The sequence below is a fragment of the Desulforhopalus sp. IMCC35007 genome (genome assembly GCF_005116575.1).
Lineage (GTDB): Bacteria > Desulfobacterota > Desulfobulbia > Desulfobulbales > Desulfocapsaceae > Desulforhopalus_A.
This window is the reverse complement of record NZ_SWCN01000002.1, coordinates 205,232-228,851: the sequence shown is the minus strand read 5'-3', so window position 1 is coordinate 228,851 and position 23,620 is coordinate 205,232. Positions and strand designations below refer to the sequence as shown.

Genomic DNA, 23,620 nt, shown 5'->3' with positions numbered 1-23,620 from the left:
TGCTAAAAGAAAAGACCCAATCTGGACACCACATATATATACGACTGAAAGATAATTTTGTTATCGATTAAAAAAAAGATATCATAAAGAAACCTTAAAATATGGGGCTGTTTTTTATGGATCTGAGAATTTTTTTTCGTGTCTTTATTGTTGTGTTTACATTTACCCTGATGTCTCATCCTGCAAAGGCTGCGGCATTACATAAAGTATTGCTCCTTCATTCGTATCACGCAGGCTACAAATGGACAGACGATATTACCTCGGCTGTGCAAAACGAAATATTTGGCAAAGACGTTGATCTTCGCATTGAATACCTTGATACAAAAAGATTTTTTTCCCCAGAGTATCTTTTGCAACAAAAGGAAGCTCTTGCCAGAAAATATGCCAACACTTATTTTAATGCCGTTCTTGTCTCTGATAATCACGCCCTGAATTTTGCCTTGGATTTCCGCACTGCACTCTTTCCCAAAAGCCCGATTGTCTTCTGCGGCATCAATTCGTTTACCCCTCAAATGCTCCGGGGACAAAAAAACATAACCGGTATAAACGAATCTGTTGGTGTCCGTAAGACCGTTGACCTCATGCTTTCTATTCATCCAAAGACAAAAAGAATTATCGTGGTCAACGACGAATCCGTCACGGCAACGGCACTCAAACTGTCGTTTAAGGAAGAAACCAAGGGTAAATACCCCCAGATTGATTGGCTCTATACCGAAAACTACTCCACTGAGGACCTTCTGGACTTGCTCCACTCTTTATCTGCGGACGACCTTGTCCTTCTGGGTGTTTTCTTTCGAGATAATAACGGCCGTCAATTTGAGTATTATGAATCGGCAGAGCTCATAAGCAAAAACTCTCCTGTAGCTGTATACAGTCTTTTTGATTTTTACCTCAATCACGGAGTCATTGGAGGATACCTTACCAACGGCGCCCTTCAGGGACAGGTCGCCGCCAAACTCGTTCTCGATATTCTGGATGGTGTAGCTGCAGATAGTCTCCCTGTGATCATGAAGAGTCCCAATCAATATTTTGCCGACTTTTCCGTTCTGCAGAGATTTGGTATAGACGAAAACGCATTTCCCCAGGAAACTATTTTTATCAACCCGCAGCCGCAGTTTTACAAAGAACACAGACTTGCCATCTGGGCGACTGTGGCCGTCATCCTGGCTCTTTCATTTCTCACTCTTTTGCTCTCCATCAATGTTGTAAAAAAGAAGAAGGCTCAGGCAAGTCTGAACAGACTCACCTTAGAGCTTAAAGAAAGGGTCGATATAAGAACGGAGGAACTTCATCTGACCAACAAGGAGATGAAACGAAAAGAAGAACAGATGCAGCATCTGCTCTCTAATCTTTCGGGAATGGTATATCGCTGCAAAAGTACCCCAGAATGGAGCATGATGTATGTGAGTGAGGGTTGTTATAATCTTACCAAGTACCTCCCGGATGAACTCCTTGCCAATACGATAATATCATACGGCGCTCTCATCGATCCAAGAGATAGAGAAAAAATTTCCCGGCTCGTCGCAGAAGCAATAAATTCAAAAAAACACTTTACCCTGGAATACCGGATTCGCTGTAAAGACGATACAATAAAATGGGTCTGGGAGCAGGGACTGGCCGTTTATGATGAGTCTGGAAAATGCCTTTACATTGATGGAATTATCACTGATATCTCTGAGCGTAAAATAATTGAGCAGGAACAAACGCGCCTGACGACAGCGGTTGAGCAAACCGATGACCTTATCATTATTACCGATAGTAACGGTAATATTGAATATGCAAACCCCGCCTTTGAAAGGGTCACAGGTTACTCCCTGGCCGAAGTGAAAGGCCACAACCCGAGAATTCTTAAAAGCGGTAAACAATCTGCTGAATTCTATAGCGCTTTGTGGAACGATCTCAAACAGGGAAAAGTCTGGCGAGGACGCTTCATAAACAGACGAAAAGACGGCACACATTATATTGCCGAAGTCACTATTTCCCCAATACGGGACGGGCAGGGAGAACTGATCAATTACATCGGAGTACAGAGGGATATCACCCACGAAACAGAACTTGAAAAGAACCTGCGGCAGGCACAAAAGCTTGAGGCGATGGGTACCCTTGCAGGAGGGATTGCCCACGAAATAAATACACCGGCCCAGTTCGTCAGCACCAATCTTGATTTCATTCACGACTCACTGCCGGATCTTGCAAGTTTTATCTCAAAGACTGTTGAAATTGCAGGAAAAGATAAGATTAAAGAGCTGTTTGAGCAATACGATATAGACTATTTGCTCGAAGAACTGCCACTGGCCGTCCAACAATCTTCAGAGGGGATTACTCAGATTTCAAATATTGTCCGTTCTATGAAGCAGTTTGCCCATCCAGGTGAAGAGAACATGGTAAATGCGGACATAAACGACAGCTTAAAAAATACCGCCACTGTCTGCCGCAATGAATGGAAGTACTGCGCTGAAATGAGTTTTGACCTTGACGATCAGCTCCCTCTGGTGCCATGCCACAGGTCTGAAATAAATCAGGTGTTCTTGAATATCATCGTCAATGCCGCCCATGCCATAGCAAGTCGTAACGGAGAAAATGGTGAGAAAGGTTTCATCGCCATTTCAACCAGGCACAAGGACAGCCACGTTGAAATAGCGATTTCAGACAATGGAGGAGGGATTGCCGATGAGGTGAGAGAGCGTATATTCGACCCGTTTTTCACCACCAAGGAACCGGGCAAAGGTACAGGACAGGGATTGTCTATTGCTCACTCCATTATCACAGAAAAGCATAATGGAACAATACAGGTGGACACCACGCCAGGAAAAGGTTCGACCTTTACAATAGCCCTGCCCCTCTCAGATGCCATGAGCGGATAATGGGGTTGCCCCCCCCTCAGAAGAGTATAGGGCAAGATGCAGGTAAACCGCTCACTTAAAACTGATAAGAAAGCGAAACACAATGCATGTTCAAGCTTGCATTATAGTCGTAAATACCAGCATTTGACTGATGATAAAAGTTGTATTCAAGGCCCAGATGTTTCCCAAGGACCAGCTGAAAACCCACCTTTGATGAAAAAAAGAAGGGCCCCCCCAGGTTATGATCTGTGAACTCTGTCTCGCCCATCATAAAACCCGTACCAATTCCAACAATAACGTTTATCGCATCATTTGGGCTGAGCATTATCTGGGGCATGAGCGAAAGCCTGCCGGTGGATGAATTTTCAGAATCCTGCTCATCGATGACCGCACCGCCAAACTCGAGGGCTGTGGAAAGGTTCCATACATCTCCCAGCTTTTTTTTATAAGAGAGAGGATGTCTGTAGTACAGCTCAAACTGAGAGATATCCTTGTTCCCCCGAAATTCTTTACCATAACCAAGCCCCAGTTGGCTCAGGGTCGTCGAGGAAGCCGAGGACCCTGCCAGCATACTAAAAGCACAACCAATCATGACCCCTTTAAAAACTTTCATAATCGTTTTCAGCATATTATTTAGATTGACGGACTTCAATTACCTCCCCATTTCATGCAGTAGAGACAGGAAAGGTAATCACCATACCTCACTCAAGAGATCAGGCTATTTACGACTGAATAACATACGCCTGACTCACCTCGGCCCCACCGTCTTACCGCGATCACTTCTCACGATAATAGGTGAACCGAAAAACTGTGTCATACCCGTTACCCGAAAACAGCCTTCCATCACACTTGAAATACTTCGACTTTTGAGTTGGCGATGGACAACCATGGGACAGAGAAACTGGGGTTTAAAAGCTGGTTTCTGAAAACCGTTTTTCGCAAGTTCTCTGGATATTTCCCCTCGGCTGTAAAGATTAAAGTGCCGGGTGTTCCCCTCCATTTTGCGCTTCGCCTCAAAAAGACAATTGTAGAGAAAATTAAATGATCGCTTATCAGCATAATCAAACAATACACAATACTTGGCAACACGGCTCAGTTCTGCAATAAGCTCTGGCCATCTTCTGACATGGGAGAGAAGACGAAAAGACATTACCACATCAAACGATCGATCCTCAAAGGGTAATTGCAGCGAATCGCAGGTTTTATATTCGAAATCAAACCTTGGAATCCGCTGGGCAAGCCTCTCAATACACCTGTCATCACTCCCTGTGACTGTAACCTCAAAGCCATTTTCAACAAGAGGTTCGGCAAGCTGAGCATGGCCTCCTCCAACATCGAGAACCGTCGCTTTGGGCAAGTCACGCAACAATGAGAGAGTGATTTCGGTCTGTCTTTTCAGTAAAAATTCTCCCGCAGCACCTTTAAAACGACTGGCGTATTCAGCTGTCGCCGTGTCAATGTCTGCTGTTTCCAAATACATCATTCTGTCCTAATCTTGTCTCTTTCGAGATAGAGCAAATTGTTCTCACCAACTTCATATCTATTTGATTTTCTTTTCCCTGCTCCCGTTCAAACCATACCACATTTCCATAGCAGACACGTATGGTACAGGTACAATCATTCAGTCAAACTCGTCTCTTAAGAAAAACCTGTGTGAATGTAATACAGATTGCAACGGGTAACAGTGCGGTAAACACAGTGGGATTAAGCCAGTCTTGATAAAAGCTTGGCAAAAAGGTTGTCTATACCAAAAAAGGTGTCGAGAATAAATAATATTATCGCAAACCAAAAGGTCGAAGCTCACGCTCCATCGTACCAGCAAAGCCGCAACAACTGCCATCAGACAGATTGACGATCTGGTCAAAAAGAACAAGAAGTCCATCTGTCTCATGGTCCCAAAATCTTCGCTACGACCTTTTTACAAGAGTATCAATACAAAACAATTCCTACCCTCCAGGCTATACCCGGCCCGCGATGATATCCTGACCAAACTGTATTGCACGATCCATTTCTTCCTGATGTCCGGCGACAGCCTTTCTCTCGTCAACGCCTTTGACCAGGAACTCACCCCCATATTCCACATCTACAGCATCAAAGATGTACCTGGCCGTGAGGATGCTACAGTCAAATATCTTTGGCCCTACGGTTGCCGCAGTCGAGAGTAGGTACCCTTTTCGTCCTTCACCCTGACGATACCGCTTCTTGAGCAGGTATTTTCGTGCCCACAAAGCCTGCATACGATCACCGAATATTTTACTCTGTGCAGAAAGACCATAAAAGTAAACGGGGCTCGCCAGCAATATCCTGTCCGCCTGGTCCACCGCTTCAAAAACAGGGCCCATTTCATCTTTTACAACACAGGCCCCTGTTTTTTCGCAGCCACCACAGCCCTGGCAGGGGCGAATCGCCAAAGTATTAAGATAGGTATAATCAACTGTACCTCCACCTTCTTCAAATGATTTACCAACAAGTCGTGAAAGGGTATCACTGTTACCACCTTTTCTTGGACTTCCAAGTAGTACTAACATTTTCATGCTCTTTCCTCCGGTTTATATCCTGACTGTTTTTATCGCTTTTCAACAATGACTATAACCTGCAATAAATGAGTATTCCATGCCTTTTTCCAGCCCACTTCTCTCCATACATCGTTTCGGAATAACCAATTATTAACAACCACTTACCATTTACTTACCTCGCCAGGATTGACTCGACATCAGATTGTATTACATTGGAAAGGTAGCATCAACAATGTGTTAAATTTCGTAAACTCAATACACAGGAGACTTACAACATGATATCACGAAAAATGCTCACTGGCATGGCAATTGGCGCAACCTTTATGTTTGCACTCACTGCCGGACCATCTTTTAGCGAAGAAGCTCCAGGCATGGCAGCCGTCACTGATATGGCAAAACAGGCAACCACCATGGCCGACACAGGCTCTCTGGCCGACCTTATTGATATTAACAGCGCTACGCCTGAGATGCTCTCTAAAATCCCAGGAATAGGACCAAAACTTGGTGATGCAATTGCAGCTTACCGCGAGGCACATGGGTCCTTTGCAGAAGCAAAAGACCTTCTCAACGTTGAAGGCATCGACATGTCTCTTCTTGAAAAAATCAAGCCTCTGCTGAAGTTCTAAAAAGAACTACTTTCTGGGTACAAAGTCATGACTTTGTACCCAGAAACAACTCCCCTGCCCCCGCTTTTTCTGCCAGCCTTTCTCCAGGTCTTTTCTTTTTGGAGAACAATGATATCATCTACGTTTTCCCAATGGATAAGAGGGTATACAGTTCGCTGAATATAACCCTTTTGAACTTGCATAGGAATGAGATTTATTGTTAACTGAAGTCGCAAAGTTAATAATCGTAGTTCCTTTAAAGAATCTACATAATCATCCTCTCTACCAGAGTTCCGTCATTCAAATGGAGATTGCAATGAACCGCAGGATCGAAACGCTGAGGAAGGCAAGCTTTGAAACCAAACCGTCCATTTCAATTGAGCGGGCCGTTTTGGAAACAGAATTTTATCAGGAAAACAACGGTAAATACGCTCTGCCTGTTCTTCGGGCTCTCTGTTTCAAACATCTCTGCACCCATAAAACTCTCTATATCGGGGATGGCGAGCTTCTGGTCGGTGAACGGGGGCCAGCTCCTAAAGCCGTGTCAACCTTCCCTGAACTCACCTGTCACAGTGCAGACGATCTGCGTATACTCAATGACAGGTCCATGACCTGCTACGCTGTGGCTCCTGAAGATATCAAGACCTACGAACAAAAAGTCATTCCATACTGGCAGGGACGATCCATGCGCGACCGTATTTTCAACTCACTGCCCGAAGACTGGCAACGTGCCTATGAAGCCGGACTTTTCACAGAATTTATGGAGCAGAGGGCGCCTGGTCATACCGCACTGGACGGGACGATCTATTCCATGGGCATGCTTGATTTTAAAGATAAAATCGCCAAGAGAATCACCCGCCTCGACTACGCCCACGACCCGCAAGCCTCAGATCGAGCCGAACAGCTGCAGGCCATGGATATCGCCTGCGATGCCGTTATTATCTTCGCCCATCGCCACCGTGATCTTGCCATTTCCATGGTAGAAAAAGAGCAAGACCCGGTACGAAAGGAAGAACTTTTACAGATCGCAAGGGTCTGCAACAAGGTGCCTGCCTACAAACCAGAAACCTTCCACGAGGCCCTGCAGATGTACTGGTTTGTCCATCTTGGAACGATCACGGAACTCAACGGCTGGGATGCCATGACGCCCGGGCACCTCGACCAGCACCTCTACCCCTTTTATCAGCGGGAGACAGAGGCAGGAACCCTCGACCGGGAAAGAGCAAAGGAACTCATCAGCTGTCTGTGGATAAAGGTAAATAATCACACGGCACCGCCAAAGGTTGGTGTTACAGCCAAGGAAAGCGGGACCTATAACGATTTCACCCAGATAAACCTTGGCGGAGTAACCGCTGAAGGTAGCGATGCCTGTAACGAGGTTTCCTACATCTGCCTTGAGGTCTCGGACGAATTGCACCTGCTTCAGCCCCAGCCAAGCGTTCATATCAGCCAGCAGACCCCGGACCGCTTCGTAACCGCGGCAGCCAAGGTTATCAGGAAAGGTTACGGTTACCCGTCACTCTTCAACAGCGACGCCGTGGTAATGGAACAGGTTCGGGTGGGTAAAAATATTAAGGATGCACGGGAAGGGGGCACCAGCGGTTGCATCGAAACCGGTGCCTTTGGCAAAGAAGCCTACATTCTCACCGGCTACCTCAATGTGCCAAAGATCCTTGAAGTAACACTCAATAACGGGGTAGATCAACTCACAGGAAAACTGGTCACCCTGCCGACCGGAGATCCGGCAGACTTTTCCTGCTTCGAGGATCTCTATACGGCTTTTACCAGACAGCTTGAATATGTGGTTAACCTGAAAATCAGGATGAACAACTACATCGAAAGAATGTATGCCAAATATTCCCCCGCGCCTTTTCTCTCCGTTGTTATTCACGATTGTATTGAAAATGGCAGGGACTATTACGATGGCGGCCCAAGGTATAATACCAATTATATTCAGTGCTGCGGTATAGGAACCGTCACAGATAGTTTATCTGCGATTAAAACCCATGTGTACACAAACAGGACGATCTCTCTGGGGCAACTGCTGAATGCATTGAAAAATAATTTTGCAGATGAAGAAGCCCTGCGTCTTACGCTGTGGAATAAAACACCCTTTTATGGTAACGACGACGACCTGGCCGACGATATCATGAAAGAGGTCTACAATTCACTTTATACAGCCATCGACGGCAAGGCCAACACCAAAGGCTCAGTCTATCACCTCAATATGCTCTCCACCACCTGCCATGTCTATTTTGGTAAGATGCTGGGAGCCTCTGCCAATGGCCGTTTTGCCTGTCTGCCCACCTCAGATGGGACCTCACCCTCCCATGGTGCCGACCGTAACGGGCCCACTGCAGTCATCAAATCGCTCTCAAAGATGGATCAGTTAAAATCAGGCGGCACACTCCTGAACCAGCGAATCCTGCCGGCCATTGTGAAAAGCGATGAAGACCTTGAAAAATTAACGGGCCTCGTCCGTACCTATTTTACCTTAGGAGGACACCATATTCAATTTAACGTCGTGGATACAAAGACTCTGCGAGATGCCCAGAAGCATCCCGATGAATACAGTGACCTTCTTGTGAGAGTGGCAGGCTACAGTGACTATTTTGTGGATCTTGACCGTGAGCACCAGGAAGAGATCATCAGCAGAACGGCGCAGGAGATGGCATAACCAAAAAAGCCGATTCTGCACCAGGCAGAATCGGCTCCTAAAAAAAGGCAAGTGGGTAAGATCTTTCAGGCGCCCAGAGCCTCAGCAATAGAGTCGCAGACATAATCTATGTTTGCGATTGTCAGTCCCGCAAGATTTATCCTGCCACCACCAACAACATAGATTGCCTTGTTCTCCCTTAACCATTGAACAGTGGTATCTGAAAGTCCACTGAAGGAAAACATGCCACGCTGTGAAGTAATATAGGAAAAGTCTTCCTGTACCCCACGTTTTGCAAGCCCGGATACCAACGCAACCCGCATGGCCTTAATACGTTCTCTCATTGTAGCGAGTTCGGCCAGCCACTGCTGGTGCAGTGCATCGTTTGACAGAATTTTTGCCACAACCAGTCCACCATGGGCAGGCGGATTGGAGTATATGACCCGAATCGTCGCCTTTAAATGACTCATGGCAACTACGGCCTCTTCAGCCGTCTGGCTGACAATCGTTATGGCTCCGGTTCTTTCGTTGTAGAGACCAAAGTTTTTAGAAAATGAACTGGCCACAAAGAAATCAACGCCAACTGCAGCAAAGGCCTCCACAGCACACCGGTCTTCCTCAACTCCTTCTCCGAAACCCTGATAGGCAAAATCAAGAAACGCCATCCAGCCCTTTTCTTTAGCAAGTGCCGCCACAGTCCGCCACTGCTCATCACTCAGGTCAACACCGCTTGGGTTGTGACAGCAGGCATGGAGCAGAACGATATCTCCCGCAGGAACGGCCGCAAGACATGCAAGCATTGCCTCAAAGTCGACGTTTTTGCTCTCTGGATTATAGTACGCATACTGGCCAAGTTCAAAGCCTGCGGTTGCAAAAACGCCCTTATGATTAGCCCAGGTGGGATTAGAAATCCACACCTTGGCTTTGGGGTAAAATTTTTTCAATAAATCCGCCCCAACCCGCAGAGCACCCGTTCCACCCGGAGCATGTGCGGTGACGGCACGCTTGTTGGCAATGACTTCACTGTCTGCACCAAAAAGAAGTTTTTGCACCTCACGCCCATAGACAGGATCGCCGGAGATGGGAAGATAACTTTTGCTGCTTTCTTCATCGAGCAGAATTTTTTCTGCCGCTTTTACACAATCCAAAACCGGAGTTTTACCCTGTTCATCCTTATAGACACCCACACCAAGATTCACCTTGTTGGGATTTGTATCACTTTTAAAAGCATCTGTTAATCCCAGAATTGAATCAGCAGGTGCAGCTTCAATTTTTTGCCACATATCTTCCTCCATTGATGGATAATTAAATTAAAATGAAGCTGGAAAAATATATATAAATAAACACCTCTGTCAATAGGAATAAAAAAACAACGCACTCCGCGTTATTACATTTTTGCAACAAGAAAGCTTTCTATTGATCAGATGGCTAATACCTAGAATTCAATCGTACAACAGGTACCAAATGGACACCTGTGAGGAGGAAGATTACACATGAAATGCAGAAAGGGTTACCTGTGCACCCTTCCTGCATCAATTGAACTGAGATTACTTCTCTCGCTGGTAGGGCCAGGCCATGATTCCGCCTTCCATAACTTTTACGTTGGTGTAGCCAAGGTCTTCCAAAACGATGGCGGCCTCATATCCGCGCAAGCTCACCTTGCAAAAGCAGATAATCTCGCTGTCCTTATCTTGTGGCAATTCCTCCAGACGTCCCTTGAGGGCTCCAAGTGGAATATAATGCTCACCTATTCCAAGGCACAGGGATTCATACTCATCGGGACCACGACCATCAAGGTAAAAGACTTTTTCATTACGAGCCACTTTTTCCTGAACTTCGCTGGCACTGATTGTTTTGAGCCGGCCTTTTATCTTATTCTGCACAATATGTGCTGAAGCGATAAAATGGTCAATAGCCAGAGAATACGGCGGAGCATAGGGAAGATCGGCACAGCAGAGACGATCAAGGGTCATTTCACCCTGTATAGCCATGGCTGCAGTGGCAAGCTGTCTGCTCACATCACCATTTCCCACACATTGATAACCGATGATTTTACTCGATTTTGTGTCGATAACAATTTTGGAAACAAGAAGTTTGGCTCCCATAAAGCCTGGTTTGTCCGGACTTGCATTAACAACGGTCTCAATCGCATCAAAGCCGCATTTTCTGGCCGTTGTCTCGCTTATTCCAGTTGCCCCGGCTGCAAAATCAAATATTTTACAGATGGCAGTATGAACGGTACCGGGAAAGGTTACACTGTTTCCCATGACTATATTTTCACCGGCAATTCTCCCCTGAAGATTGGCAAGATCGCCCATTGGGGCCAGTGACTGCTGTCCGGTGATAATATTTCTCACCTCTACACAGTCACCTGCTGCATAGATATCAGGATCCGAGGTTGCCATGTATTTATCGACCAGAATCCCGCCGAGTTTGCCGATTGCAAGCCCTGCATCTGCTGCGAGTTTATTATTTGGATGAACACCCGTTGCAACGACGGCAACCTGACAATCAATGACAGAGCCATCGCTTAACTCTACCCCTGCAAGTTTACCCTCCTCACCCACAAACGCCTTCAGGCCGGTCTTGGTAAGAATTGTGACGCCCTTGCTCTTCATATGGTTGGCCGCAAGCTTTGCCATCTGAGGGTCGAGGAACATCAGAATATCTGGAGCCATCTCCACGAGAGTGACCTCAATTGAACAGTTAGCCAGTGCTTCACAGACCTCTACACCAATAAGGCCTCCACCGATCACCACGACATGGCTTGCTTTTTTTTCCTTCACTACTTGATGCAGGAAGTCAGTATCTTCCATGGAAAGCAGATTCGTCACTCCGTCAAGATCTATCCCTTGAACAGGTGGAACTTTTGCACTTGCTCCTGTGCAGTAGACCAGCTTATCGTACTCAACTGTAGAATCAGCACCGCCTTGGACGCTGCGGCAGTGGACAAGTTTTTTCTGTCGATCGATGCCAACGGCCTCGGTCTCTATCAAGGCCTTGATGTTTTTTGTTTTCATAAAGAACTCAGGGCCCCTGATAACACCGGTGGGCGTTGCAAGCAGTGCACTTCTATTATCGAATACCCCTCCGACGTAGTAGGGATATCCGCAGGACGCCATGGACAGGTCATGGTCCTTCTGAATGATTGTAATTTCCGCTTTCTGATCAAGTCTGCGGGCCTTGGCTGCAGCCTTAGCACCTGCCGCAGAACCTCCTATTACGACAATTTTCCTGGGTTTCATATCAATACCTCTGCAAAGATTACCACATTGTGTCATATTGTTCATATGCCAAAAACAAAGATCCAATGTCCCAGTTTTTTCCGCAAATGTCAAAGTGTAATTCAGGAAAATTACCTGAATAAAATTGATCAAAACCATCAGGATGACTGTGCCCTGAAAGCTGCTTTGCAGGAGCCGGCAGAACGAGCACAACCCCTCTGGCATGTCAGGATATATATTCGTTCATTTTTCTTAATTCGGATTTTTTACCAATCAGTACAATAGTATCACCCCCGAGGAAGGTTTCCTCAGGACCGGGATTAAACACCATCTTCCCACATTTTCTTTTAATGGCGATAATGATGACACCATATTTTTGCCGGAGCTTGCTTCCCATAACCGATAATCCAGCGATTTTAGAAGTATCACTGATACGCGCTTCTTCGAGCTGCAGATTCAATTCTTCGTCTACCATTGCCTGTTCAAGAAAATCGGTAACGGTCGGCTTATGGATAATCTCAGCCATCCTTTTACCACCAATCTGGTAAGGACAGACCACCTTACTGGCCCCCGCACGGATCAGCTTGCTTTTATTGTTTTCGTCTGAGGCCCGGGCAAGGATAAAAATATCAGGACGGAGTTCCTTTGCAGAAAGTGAGATGAAAACATTATTGGCATCAGAACTCACGGCAGTCACAAGACCTGCAGCTCTCTCAAGGCCTGCTTCAATTAGGGCCTCGTCCGAGGTTGCATCCCGGCACAGATAGAGAATATTGGCCGCTTCCAGAGATTCGATACGCTCTGGGTCCTGATCCAAAACAAGAATTGGGATCCTGGCGGCCACCAGCTCATTTGCGATGATTGAACCAATTCTGCCATAACCACAGATAATGTAGTGGTTCTTGAGTTCAGCTATTTTCTTCTCCAATTTTCTTCTCCCAAGAATATTGCGCAACTCCCCTTCAACAAAAATACGGGCAACCTGGCCCAGGGTATACGTCAATAAACTGATACCCAGAATGATTATGATAATGGTAATTCCGCGACCTATATCGGACAGGGGCCTGACTTCAGAAAATCCAACAGTGCTTATGGTGATGAGCGTCATATAAAACGCTTCAAAAGGAGGCATCCCCTCAAAAATAACATAGCCACCCGTACCAAAGGCTATGGTAAGAATGAGTAAAATGAGAGAAATTCTGAGCTTATGATATTCCATAAAATTACAGACACCGGTTAACCCTTTCACTGCAATTTAACTTTTATGACTGCCAATTTACCACGAAACAGGTCCTGCCGCCAGATCATATCAGATGGGAAGAGACCGTTGTCACTGTCAAACATCATCCATTGTTTTTTCTGCTTCTACGATAAAGGCTCAAAACCGCTGAAAGCAGACAGATACTGTCAGATAAAATCACGTTTTGAAGAAACCTTTCAACAGGTAACTGTATCTGAAAAACCAGAGAAAATAGTTTGTATTGTAAAAAACTTAACACAACCCAGAGTCTACAAAACATCACAATAACAGTGTCTTCATGGCTTCACCAGAGGAGCTGATTTCCTCGTCCCAACCTCTTGATATTGACCTTTTTTTATTCTTATAAATCTATTGCGACCCCCATGACTTTACGATAGGATACAGCCCCAATTAATCTGGTTTGATGAACACATTTCCTTTTTGGTGAATATAAAATGAGCAACAACAATCTACGTGTGGAGAAAATAGGCGGTACATCGATGTCCCGTTTTGAGGAAGTATTAAATAACGTTATCCTCAAGGATAAAACGGATCTTTTCAATAGAATCTATGTCGTTTCCGCCTATTCAGGGATCACCAACGAACTGCTTGAGCACAAAAAAACCGGGATGCCGGGCATCTATCAAACTTTTATCCATAATGAGAGTTACGAACCGGCAATGCTCAACCTGCAGAAAAAACTCTGCTCCATAAATAAAGGGTTTGCGGATATCGGCCTTAACACCAGAAAGGCCGACGACTTCATCTGTGAGCGTATCGCCTTCTCTGTCAATATTCTGAGATCCATGGATACAGTCCTCGGTTCAGGGTATGTCATGCGAAGAGAACTGCTGTTGGCAGCAAGGGAACTACTGGCCTCCATCGGCGAATTGCACAGCGCCTTTAACAGTACCAATATCCTCCAGAACATGGGCTACAATGCCACCTTTGTTGACCTCAGCGGTTGGAGGGATAGAAAGGAGCGAACCATAGACGAAAGGATCGAGCACACTTTTAAAAACATAGATCCTTCGAAAACAATATGCGTTGCGACCGGTTATACCAAGGGAATAGAAGGAATTATGCGTGAATTTGACCGGGGCTATTCCGAGGTGACCTTCTCAAAAATCGCTGTTATTCTTGGGGCGGCAGAGGCAGTTATTCACAAGGAATACCACCTCTGTTCCGGCGATCCAATGATAATTGGTGAAAACAAGGTTCATCCGATCTGTAACACCAATTTTGATGTCGCTGATCAGCTGGCCGATGTCGGTATGGAGGCAATCCACCCGAAAGCGTCTAAACCCCTGGAAACTGCAGGTATATCAATTCGAATCAAGAATGCCTTTGATCCTAGTCACAGCGGTACCCTTATAACCAAGGACTACATCTGTCCCAAGTTGAAAACCGAAGTTGTAACCGGCTCTGATTCCGTTACCTGTATCGAAATCCATGACACCAGAATGGTGGGAGAAGTCGGTTTTGATATGAAGATTATGATTGTCCTGGAAAAGCATGGGGTCAGTTATATCAACAAGGCCACAAACGCCAACACTATAGATATCATTATCGCCCAAAAAGATCTGTCAGAGGTCCTGCTTACTGATCTCAGGGCCGAATTTGAAAGCGTCACCGTAAAAGAGATGGCTATTGTCTGCGCCATCGGCTCCAACATTGCAAAGCCAGGGATACTCGCCAAGGCCACCAAGGCCCTTGCCGAAGCAAATATTAACATCCTGACCGTCTCTCAGACTTCACGGCAAACCAACATGCAATTCACCGTAGAAAGAGATCATTTTGTCCTTGCCCAGCGAGCACTGCATCACGCGCTCTGCGAAGAATAAGACGAAACCTGATAGTATAAAAATCTGCACTCCACCGGAATCTAAAACTGCCCAAGACGACAGGCAACAAAGATTCCGGTGCCGGAATCACTTGAGGACATTGACCCGCACATCCTCGGACAATGCCTCAATTTCTCCTGCAATGTTCTCACTTTTTGTGGATTCGGTAACCCTGAGGGCCAGCTGCGCTGAAAAGACATTCCCGATCCCATCCATGGCAAAGCGTCTGCATTCCATGTTTTCAACACAGATATCAAGATTGGTCAGAATATTCGTTAAATCCCCGGTCAGTCCCGGCCGGTCTATACAGTCGACTACCAGACGAATGGTTTTTGTAGCCTTCTGAATCATCCCCTGCACAGGCGAATACACAAAGGTGAGGGTTGGAAAGCTTTTTTCAAGAGAAGATTTGAGCTCAACTTCTTTGCTGCTGCTGATCACAACATTCATCAGAGCTGCAAACTGACCGTTGGTTTTAATGACCTTACTGGTCAGCCACTCCCCGCCATAACGCCTGGTAAGCATGGAGAGCGACTTAATAACCCCTGGAATATCAGGGCCATAAACCGTTGTAATATAATTGCTTTTCATACCTTGCAACCTGTAGGTAGAAGAGAGATTCCTGTCTGTCAATAGTATTGGTGAAGATCAACTCACCTTAGCACATTTTCCGGTCTATCTCCACCGCCGATTGAGGGTGTAAGAATGGAGTCTGACAGCTTTCTTCGTTCAACTCTGCCCCGCCCAATGATTCAAAAATACTATAGCAATTATATCTTACCTTCAATCTTACCCAGGGGGCTACAGGGGGCTTGCAGGGCAACGGCCAAAAGATTACAAAAAGACATCCGTCACAGTAACCATGCTGTGACGGATGTTATTTCAGGCTACGGTAAAACCTTTTGTAGCAACAAAATATTCTGCAACCTAGGCTGCAACGGCCTCATCTCTGGTTCTGGCGTCAGGCCAGCGACGCTCGACCATCTCATCAGTGGAGTAATCCGGCAATAGAATTGGAGCAACCTTTGGCTTGTCAATTCCAGCTGCTGCAAGTTCCTTTTCAAATTTTACCACATGATCAAGGGTTAACTTTTTCAGTTCCACCCCGTTTTTCACATATCGTGCAGCACTTATCCCGGCTCTGCGACCAAAAGTGATAATATCCTGCAGGCTGTTTCCCATCAGCCGGTTCTCTCCATGCACTCCTCCTATGGCTTCACCTGCTGCATACAGGCCGGGCACGACTGTCTCAGTATCTCCGTTGACATTAATGCCACCATTCTGATAGTGCAGTGTCGGATAAACGAGCATGGGCTCCTTACTGATATCTATGCCATGGCGCTCAAACTGGATGAATTTAGCCGGCAATTCCTTACGCACAGTACCGGGACCGTGAAGCTCCTCAATCATAGGAGAATCGAGCCAGAGTCCAACCCGACCGGTCGGGGTAATAATGCCCTTACCATTTTGCATGGCTTCACAGATTAATTCTGCTGATTCCACATCACGGGGTTCCAGAGGAAAACAGAATTGCTCTCCATCTATATTGAGTACGTGGGCACCAAGGGCACGGACCTTCTCGGTAATCAGCAGGCCTACGTTCTGCTCGGGAAAGGCAACCCCTGTCGGATGATACTGGGTGGAATGAAGCGACTTGTTACCGACACCGGCACGATAGGCCATAACCACACCATCCATGGTTGCCCCATAGTGGTTGGTGGTCGCAAAGCCCTTGATATGCAGGCGACCAAAACCACCGGTGCCGATGATAACCGCTTTGGCCTTGACGATGAAAAATTCCTTGGTCTCCATGTTATGCAGGATGGCACCGGCACACTTGCCATCTTCATCGAGGAGAAGCTCTACCGCCGGGCTGAACTCAAGAACTGTTATCTGATCTGGTCTGTTTCGCACCTCATCCCTTACAACCCGCATGATTTCAGCGCCTGTCATATCCCCCGATGACTGAAGTCTCTTTCTTGAAGAACCTCCACAGTGGCGGACAACAGTGCGGCCATCTTCATACTTGTTAAAAATCATGCCCAGCTTTTCCAGCCAGGCGATGGAAAGCGGAGCATCCTTTGAAAGAGCTGCCACCAGATCACGCTGGTTGGTAAAATGTCCACCACCTATGGTATCCATAAAATGGTAATAGGGAGAGTCGCATTCATGGGTGGCTGCCTGAATCCCACCTTCTGCCATGATTGTGTTCGAGTCTCCGTGTCTGAGTTTCGTGGCGATGATGACCTTACAGCCCTCATCCGCTGCCATGATCGCAGCAGAAGTTCCGGCCCCGCCACCACCTATGACCAGCACATCGGTCTCAAAATCTACGTTACTCAAATTAACCTTATCGGGGCGAACCATGGATTTTGATTCAAGAAGGGCAGCGACACCATCCTGGAAGGTTTCACCCTTATTCGGACCAACAGCCACGGTACGTTTACCTGCAGTCTGGTAGTCGGGGTGAAACTTTGACAGTACCTCGGCCCGCTCATCCATAGAAAGGGCCGGATAATTTTCATTGCGCTTAGCCATTGCAACCCGTTCGGGACGGGTGGCCTCAACTTTTTTGATCAGTTCCTTCATTTCAGGTGTGTAAGCCATTCTATTCTCCTTAATCCACAAGAGGATTAATCAATCTCTATTTTCGAAATTCTGAGCTGGTTCCAGAAAAACGTTCATTATAAATATTTTGTCTCTGCAGGACTCCAGGAGCCGACCTCTGCAAAATCCGGCTCACGTTCCCGCTCCACATATTTTTTCTCCAGATCCTCTTTGCTCATCTGCTCCAGCTCAGCAAGCATTGCGTCATAGTGGCCAGCTTCAATGGCTTCCACCCTTGTCTTCAAATGTTCAGCGTTGGGAAGAATGTATCTTCCGTAGATCCTGCGGGCAAGCTGGGCCGCATGATATTGTGGAATTTCTCCCATGCAGCGACTGGCACATAAGCCACACTGAATACAGTCAAAGGACAGTTTGGCGGCCTTTTCAATATTCCCCTGTTTAAGAGCGGAAATATATCCCAGAACATCGACATCCATAGGACAGGCTTTAGTACACTGATTACAGGCTACACAGCGAAAAAGTTCAGGGTACAATGCATGGATTGCCTCAGGGAGTCCACCAATTTCCTCAATGGAATAGTCTGCTCTGTTGGCCGGGAAAAAAGGAATTTGGGCAAGGTACATATCCGCCTGTACAACCGTCTGGCAGGCAAGACCAAAATGCAGTTTATAATCTCCCGCCATACGATAAACGGTGGGACAAGCGCCGCAGATACCACCGCGGCAGCCAGCACCCCTTAGAAAATGAAAACCGGCAAACTCCATGGCTTTCATAATGGTTAAGGTCTCAGGCACCTCATATTTTTTACCCATGATATAGACAGGTATGGTCTTGGCGCCCTCCGGAAGGATGGCCCTGTCTCCTGTTGCAACTTTCGGTGTGGCTTGGGTCTTTTGTTTGGTTTCACACATGATCTATCTCCAAAAATGCACTGTAAAATTCCGCAGGTATCGTAGTATTATTCTGGTGCTATGCTGCAACCAGATAGTTTTTATTTTCCAGTAAGGTCAGACTCTGTCTGTCGTTCAGCTCAAAATGACACAGTTCGGAATCCAGACCTAAAGCCACAGCTAACAACTGACTGAAATAGTAGGTGGGAACATTCTGCTCAATGTTACCCTTATCCAGCATCTGTTGCTGCTGTTTGCCGAGGTTAAACTCGCATAACGGGCAACTCGTGGCCAAGGCCTCAATTCCTTGTCCTGCTGCAGTATTTATGATGTTTGCGCTGGCGCTGTTTTCTCCGGGCGCACTGCTGAGTACCTGGTAAGAACCACAGCATTTATCAGCGTCTGCAAAGCCCATGACGGTTGCCCCAAGGCTTCGAAACATGTCATTCATCAATTCAAAATGACCGAAAGGTTCGATTCCCACCTCAGCCGGGCGCTGGAGAGTACAACCGTAGTAGGAACCGATTTTAAGACCCGTGAGTGGAACCTTGACCTGTTGTTTCAGCTTCTCCCAGCCAATCGCCTCTTTTAAAAAACTCAGGTAATGAACAACCTCCACCTCTCCATTGTAGTCGATTTCTTCATCCATAAAACGGTTGATGGTATCCCGTTTGACTGGATCAGTCTTCATGATTTGATTGGCACGGGCAAGGGTGTTATAGCACATCGAACAGAGAGTAATCAGCTTCTCTGCACCCATCTCTTTTGCCCGTATCAGATTGCGAACCGGTCCTACCTGATGAATTAAATCATCTGCGGTAAGTGAATGCACCGCACCGCAACAATTCCATCTGTCGATCTCTTCAACCTCAACACCTAATGCTTCCAGGGACGCAACCGCGGCAATGTCCAGATTTTTTGCTTTGGTCTTCAAGGTACAACCTGGATAATAACTGATTTTCATTGCTCTCCTTAACTGGTGAATTTTCTAAAACCGGCAACTAATGCAATCTGCGGCAGCTCCGTGATGGTTTCTTTTGCCATTTGAGAAGGCTCGATATGGTTTTTACTCTTACGAAGCGTCTGTTGCCGTAAAGCCTCCATAACCTTTGCAATGTCGATTCCTCTAGGGCACTTCACTGAGCAGGCATGGCAGGAGGCACATTTCCAGAAGGTGTTGATTTCGAGCAGCTTATCGATCAGACCAAACTGGGCAAAATGCATAACCTTACGTGGACTGAAATCCATCTCCTGGGCCATGGGACACATCCCCGTACATGTTGCACACTGCATACAAACTTTTACATTTTCACCACTGAGCGTGTTAATCTCCGCAATCGAACTGAGAGAGAGACTTTGGTCACTAATTGGTAATGTCATTTAATTTCTCTTTTAAATACTAGAAGTTACTCTCATACAGAGACCTTAGTTAATGGGAAGTATCACGTGCAGCCGAGCACAATCACCATGATTCCTAGTGACAATGTCACTCATCTTTTCTGTTGATTACAGCCAAAGCTCGGTGGTTTCCAAAGAAGACCAGAGATATGCAACAACATAATATCTACAGAGGAGATGAGGAATTGAAACGCTTCTACCCATTACTGTTATTTAACAACAGTATATTTAACAGATTAAAACATTTTTTCAACAGGCAATAAAACTTTTAAATACAAATATTTAGAGGTTTTTAATGAATGAAGCCTCATTTTTCTAAGGATTTTCAACATACCAAAATAAATATTTAAGCGATTTTTTCTCTGTAAATATTGTTCTGGTACAAAATCCTCAGTAGCTGTTATAATACAAAGCATGAAATCTAAACCACTCCACAATAAAACCTTCCTCTACATCGTAGGTCAGCTCAAACAATCCGCAATGGACCTCCTGCCTATTGTGCTTGTGATCGGTTTTTTTCAAATAGTCATTATTCGCCAGCCTCTCCCCCAGTTTGGAGATATCCTTTTTGGCACCCTCATGGTTATTGTTGGGCTCTCCATGTTTATCCAGGGGCTGGAAATGGCACTTTTCCCCCTGGGTGAAAGTATGGCCCAGTCGCTCACCAGAAAAGGCAGTCTGTTCTGGCTCCTCAGTTTTGCCTTTGCCCTTGGGTTTTCCACAACCATTGCAGAGCCCGCTCTTATCGCCATATGTAGAAAAGCAGCAGAAATTGCGGCCCAGGGAGGCCTGCTTGACCCGGCCCCTTCTTCGCTTGCTTCCTATGCACTTGGACTGAGACTGACGGTAGCCTTTTCGGTAGGGTTTGCCATTCTTCTCGGAGTACTGAGGATTTTATTGAACTGGCCTATCCACGTTCTCATTATAGGAGGTTATATTTTGGTGATACTCATTACCACTATTGCCCCTGCAGAGATCATTGGAATCGCCTATGATGCCGGGGGAGTAACTACCTCAACCATCACCGTCCCTCTGGTCACTGCCCTTGGAGTAGGACTTGCAACCATCATCAAGGGGCGTAATCCACTCCTGGACGGGTTTGGTCTCATCGCTTTTGCATCTCTGCTCCCCATGATTTTTGTCATGGGCTACGGTATTATTTTTTTTGGGATATAAAAAGGACACAGGTTATGGAGATGCTCTTTGATTTACTCAAGACCCTGTTGCTCACGGGGCGGGATTTATTGCCAATCGCCATTATTTTCAGTTTTTTTCAACTGGTGGTCATCAAACAATCCATCGCCAATATTTCCAGAATCCTTATTGGCAGTCTTTATGTTCTAATTGGCCTTGCTCTTTTTCTCACGGGTCTTGAAAAAGCCCTTTTTCCTGTGGGAAACATTATGGCTGAGCAGCTGACAAACCCTGTTTTTCTCCAGGGGAATAAAGTCAGTGTTGATCTCACCCACTGGACCACTTATGGTTGGCTCTATTTTTTTGCTGCAACCATTGGTTTTGCCACAACCATTGCTGAGCCATCGCTGATTGCCGTAGCTTATAAGGCCAACGAGGTTTCCGGAGGAAGTGTCGGTCAGTGGGGCTTAAGAATTACCGTTGCCGTTGGTGTCGCCTTTGGTATTACTCTCGGGTGCTACAGAATAGTCAGTGGCACACCACTCCATTATTTTATTACGGTTGGTTATATCATAGTGAGCATACAGACATTTTTCGCCCCTAAAGCCCTTATCCCGCTTGCCTATGATTCAGGAGGGGTAACCACTTCCACGGTCACTGTTCCCATAGTCGCCGCTTTGGGACTCGGTCTCTCTGCATCGGTTCCGGGACGAAATCCTGCTATTGACGGTTTCGGACTCATTGCTTTCGCCAGCTTGTTTCCGATCATAAGTGTCCTTACCTATGCACAATTGGCTCATTGGCGGGCAACGAGAACTATACGTATCAAGGAGAATACCCATGCGCTTTAAAATCATATTGGCATCAGTAAAGTGTGACCTTACTGACAAGATCGTGGATGCAGCAAAAGCAACAGGAGCCACTGGTGCAACCATTATACATGCCAGGGGAACAGGAATCCGTGAAGCTAAAACTTTTTTCGGCTTGAGTCTTGAGGCACAAACCGACATCATCATGTTTCTTCTTGAAGAACGCCTTGTAGCTCAGGTGCTTGAAACAATAGGAAAAGTTGGGGAATTTAACAAGCCGGGAACAGGTATAGCCTTCGTCCTGCCGGTGGATCAGGTTATCGGTCTTGAAAGTCAGATAGAAGCATTCAAAAAAGAAGTAGATAATTAAAGAGTGAACCGCTGCTGTTAAACCACTGCATTAGTGGCTCAGGCAAGCGGCCGACTCAAAAGGGTCTCCAGAAATCGCCACCACTGTGAGGAAGGATACCACACCCCTTTGGCTGCAGACCTTATGCCCGCTTGAGATATACCCTCACTTCGATAAGTTTATAAAGAGTACATCCTACCCGGTTCAGATGGACTCTTTTAAAAGCTCCACATGTAAAAAGCGTGGCTTTTTACACGCCCATCAATTTTGTGTCGCAGCAGGTGTCTCCGGCTTGACGCAATCTTCAGCAACACTGCACCCTTCTTCTTTTTCCATCTGATAACTTGATGGTTGTCCATAATTGATCGGCGGTGAGGTGCTCTGTCCACTCTGGTAATCTATCGCCACCTCCTGCCTGCACTCCTTTCCAAAATAGTTCAGGATACTGGTTTCACCGCTGATCACCAGAATCTCCTGGCCTTGAACAGCTACCAGCACAGGGACCTCAGTGATGGCTAAGTTTTTTAAAAACCCGAGGTTAATCGAAGGATCATATTCCGGTTGCAATACGGCCTTTGGAAAAGAAAAGGAAGAGAGCAGCTCTACCGGATTAAAATGCAAGTCACAGACATTTTCACCATCAAGTGCTTCAATGACCGCCTCGCAATGTGGACAGGTTTCTGAAAAAAAGAGATATAATTCAGGTCGGCCAGCCTCTCCACCCACATAGGCAACAGCCCCGTCCTGGAGGGGCTTTGCTCCACCTGTACCTCCATTAAACTGAAGGCTGAAACACGCAACCAAAACGGCAGAGAACAGAATCATCCCCCTAAATATCTGACGCAATCCGCTGAGAATATTAAGTGTGACAACACAGGCACACACAATAAGGCAGTAAGTGCAGAAGGCGTGGGCGATAGAGTGTTGAAAAAAGAGCAACACCGCCTCCGCCACAAGTCCAGCCATGAGGAGAATCCGCGCAAATTTGTTCCAGTAAACTGACCCGGACCGCCCCCAGAGCAGGCACCAGAAAATCAACTGAAAATAGAGAAAACCTGCTAAATTAAAATAGAGTGACGGTACCGCTGTCAAACTCTCCACAATTTCACAACCGCTGTTAAAACAGAAGGCTTTGCCTTCAGTAAAAACGAGATAGGTCTGTACTCCGGTCAACACACTGGCTAAAAAAGCAATTATAACTCGTATCATGGGATGATTGTCTTATCTGTTAAAGTCATTTGGACCCTGCTATTGACAGGTCTTTGTAAAATTTCTATGTATCTGTGCTTCCCAGTATTAGATCGTGGGAAGAAAGTTGATATTTTCACCTTTTGCTCAACTTCCTTTAATTTTAAATTCTAAACCTTAGCCAATTCCGCCAACGAAGTATAATAAAAATGCCTCAGAGGCCTGAAGGTCACTATTATTGTAACGGACCTCTCATCGCTGACAATAAAAGTATGTTGTCCCCAAGGCCAGGATGCGCTGAAAAAAAGATGTGTTTTTCTCCGTGAGGCTGCACCGATTCTTTTGCAACATCTTGT

The 23,620-nt window shown here is 46.1% G+C and carries 19 protein-coding genes; 7 read left to right on the top strand and 12 right to left on the bottom strand.

Features of this window, described 5'->3' with window-relative positions; all coding sequences use genetic code 11:
- Positions 1-116: 116 nt before the first annotated feature.
- Positions 117-2,864, top strand: a complete 2,748-nt coding sequence (locus tag FCL48_RS02865; protein ID WP_169309049.1) for a PAS domain-containing protein — start codon at positions 117-119, stop codon at positions 2,862-2,864.
- A gap of 55 nt (positions 2,865-2,919) precedes the next feature.
- On the opposite strand, the gene FCL48_RS02860 is transcribed toward FCL48_RS02865, so the two are convergent.
- The 3 genes from FCL48_RS02860 to FCL48_RS02850 all read right to left on the bottom strand — a co-directional run bounded on the left by FCL48_RS02860 (position 2,920) and on the right by FCL48_RS02850 (position 5,377).
- Positions 2,920-3,456: an acyloxyacyl hydrolase gene (locus FCL48_RS02860; RefSeq protein ID WP_169309048.1), complete on the bottom strand. Its 537-nt coding sequence runs from the start codon at positions 3,454-3,456 to the stop codon at positions 2,920-2,922.
- Between the two features lie 135 nt (positions 3,457-3,591).
- The gene (locus FCL48_RS02855; protein ID WP_136870728.1) at positions 3,592-4,326 is read right to left on the bottom strand and encodes a bifunctional 2-polyprenyl-6-hydroxyphenol methylase/3-demethylubiquinol 3-O-methyltransferase UbiG; all 735 of its coding nucleotides are present in this window, start codon (positions 4,324-4,326) and stop codon (positions 3,592-3,594) included.
- A gap of 475 nt (positions 4,327-4,801) precedes the next feature.
- Positions 4,802-5,377, bottom strand: coding sequence for a flavodoxin family protein (locus FCL48_RS02850; protein WP_136870727.1), 576 nt, complete (start codon positions 5,375-5,377; stop codon positions 4,802-4,804).
- Positions 5,378-5,634: 257 nt separating this feature from the next.
- Between FCL48_RS02850 and FCL48_RS02845 the strand changes: the two genes are divergently transcribed.
- A complete protein-coding gene (locus FCL48_RS02845) occupies positions 5,635-5,985 on the top strand; it encodes a helix-hairpin-helix domain-containing protein (protein ID WP_136870726.1) in 351 nt (116 codons plus the stop codon).
- A gap of 295 nt (positions 5,986-6,280) precedes the next feature.
- Complete coding sequence (hypD, locus tag FCL48_RS02840; protein ID WP_136870725.1) at positions 6,281-8,641, top strand: trans-4-hydroxy-L-proline dehydratase; 2,361 nt, start codon at positions 6,281-6,283, stop codon at positions 8,639-8,641.
- A gap of 65 nt (positions 8,642-8,706) precedes the next feature.
- Here hypD and FCL48_RS02835 read toward each other — a convergent pair whose 3' ends face one another.
- From FCL48_RS02835 to FCL48_RS02825, 3 genes are all read right to left on the bottom strand, one after another.
- Complete coding sequence (locus FCL48_RS02835) at positions 8,707-9,903, bottom strand: amino acid aminotransferase (RefSeq protein ID WP_136870724.1); 1,197 nt, start codon at positions 9,901-9,903, stop codon at positions 8,707-8,709.
- Positions 9,904-10,167: 264 nt separating this feature from the next.
- Positions 10,168-11,865, bottom strand: coding sequence for an FAD-dependent oxidoreductase (locus tag FCL48_RS02830; RefSeq protein WP_136870723.1), 1,698 nt, complete (start codon positions 11,863-11,865; stop codon positions 10,168-10,170).
- Positions 11,866-12,070: 205 nt separating this feature from the next.
- Positions 12,071-13,063: a TrkA family potassium uptake protein gene (locus tag FCL48_RS02825; protein ID WP_136870722.1), complete on the bottom strand. Its 993-nt coding sequence runs from the start codon at positions 13,061-13,063 to the stop codon at positions 12,071-12,073.
- Positions 13,064-13,539: 476 nt separating this feature from the next.
- Here FCL48_RS02825 and FCL48_RS02820 point away from each other — a divergent pair, with 476 nt between their 5' ends.
- Positions 13,540-14,928, top strand: coding sequence for an aspartate kinase (locus tag FCL48_RS02820; RefSeq protein ID WP_136870721.1), 1,389 nt, complete (start codon positions 13,540-13,542; stop codon positions 14,926-14,928).
- An 87-nt stretch (positions 14,929-15,015) separates the two neighbouring features.
- Here the strand turns inward: FCL48_RS02820 and FCL48_RS02815 are convergent, their stop codons facing one another.
- From FCL48_RS02815 to FCL48_RS02795, 5 genes are all read right to left on the bottom strand, one after another.
- Positions 15,016-15,519, bottom strand: a complete 504-nt coding sequence (locus FCL48_RS02815; RefSeq protein ID WP_136870720.1) for an ACT domain-containing protein — start codon at positions 15,517-15,519, stop codon at positions 15,016-15,018.
- Between the two features lie 336 nt (positions 15,520-15,855).
- Entirely contained in the window at positions 15,856-17,535 is a 1,680-nt protein-coding gene (locus FCL48_RS02810; protein ID WP_136870719.1) for an FAD-binding protein, read from the bottom strand.
- A 77-nt stretch (positions 17,536-17,612) separates the two neighbouring features.
- Positions 17,613-18,407 (bottom strand): 2Fe-2S iron-sulfur cluster binding domain-containing protein, encoded by a 795-nt coding sequence (locus FCL48_RS02805; RefSeq protein WP_136870718.1) that lies wholly within the window; start codon positions 18,405-18,407, stop codon positions 17,613-17,615.
- A 58-nt stretch (positions 18,408-18,465) separates the two neighbouring features.
- Entirely contained in the window at positions 18,466-19,350 is an 885-nt protein-coding gene (locus FCL48_RS02800) for a CoB--CoM heterodisulfide reductase iron-sulfur subunit B family protein (RefSeq protein ID WP_136870717.1), read from the bottom strand.
- Between the two features lie 8 nt (positions 19,351-19,358).
- Positions 19,359-19,766 (bottom strand): 4Fe-4S dicluster domain-containing protein, encoded by a 408-nt coding sequence (locus FCL48_RS02795; protein WP_136870716.1) that lies wholly within the window; start codon positions 19,764-19,766, stop codon positions 19,359-19,361.
- Between the two features lie 432 nt (positions 19,767-20,198).
- On the opposite strand from FCL48_RS02795, the gene FCL48_RS02790 reads away from it, so the two are divergent.
- The 3 genes from FCL48_RS02790 to FCL48_RS02780 are packed head-to-tail and all read left to right on the top strand — an operon-like array spanning position 20,199 to position 22,097.
- Positions 20,199-20,960 carry a DUF1538 domain-containing protein gene (locus tag FCL48_RS02790; RefSeq protein ID WP_136870715.1) on the top strand — a complete coding sequence of 254 codons (762 nt, stop codon included), beginning with the start codon at positions 20,199-20,201 and terminating at the stop codon, positions 20,958-20,960.
- Positions 20,961-20,974: 14 nt separating this feature from the next.
- Positions 20,975-21,769 (top strand): DUF1538 domain-containing protein, encoded by a 795-nt coding sequence (locus FCL48_RS02785; protein ID WP_136870714.1) that lies wholly within the window; start codon positions 20,975-20,977, stop codon positions 21,767-21,769.
- Positions 21,759-22,097 (top strand): P-II family nitrogen regulator, encoded by a 339-nt coding sequence (locus FCL48_RS02780; RefSeq protein ID WP_136870713.1) that lies wholly within the window; start codon positions 21,759-21,761, stop codon positions 22,095-22,097. The genes FCL48_RS02785 and FCL48_RS02780 overlap by 11 nt, the downstream gene beginning before the upstream one ends.
- Before the next feature lie 240 nt (positions 22,098-22,337).
- On the opposite strand, the gene FCL48_RS02775 is transcribed toward FCL48_RS02780, so the two are convergent.
- Positions 22,338-23,285 carry a hypothetical protein gene (locus FCL48_RS02775; protein ID WP_136870712.1) on the bottom strand — a complete coding sequence of 316 codons (948 nt, stop codon included), beginning with the start codon at positions 23,283-23,285 and terminating at the stop codon, positions 22,338-22,340.
- Between the last annotated feature and the right edge of the window lie 335 nt (positions 23,286-23,620).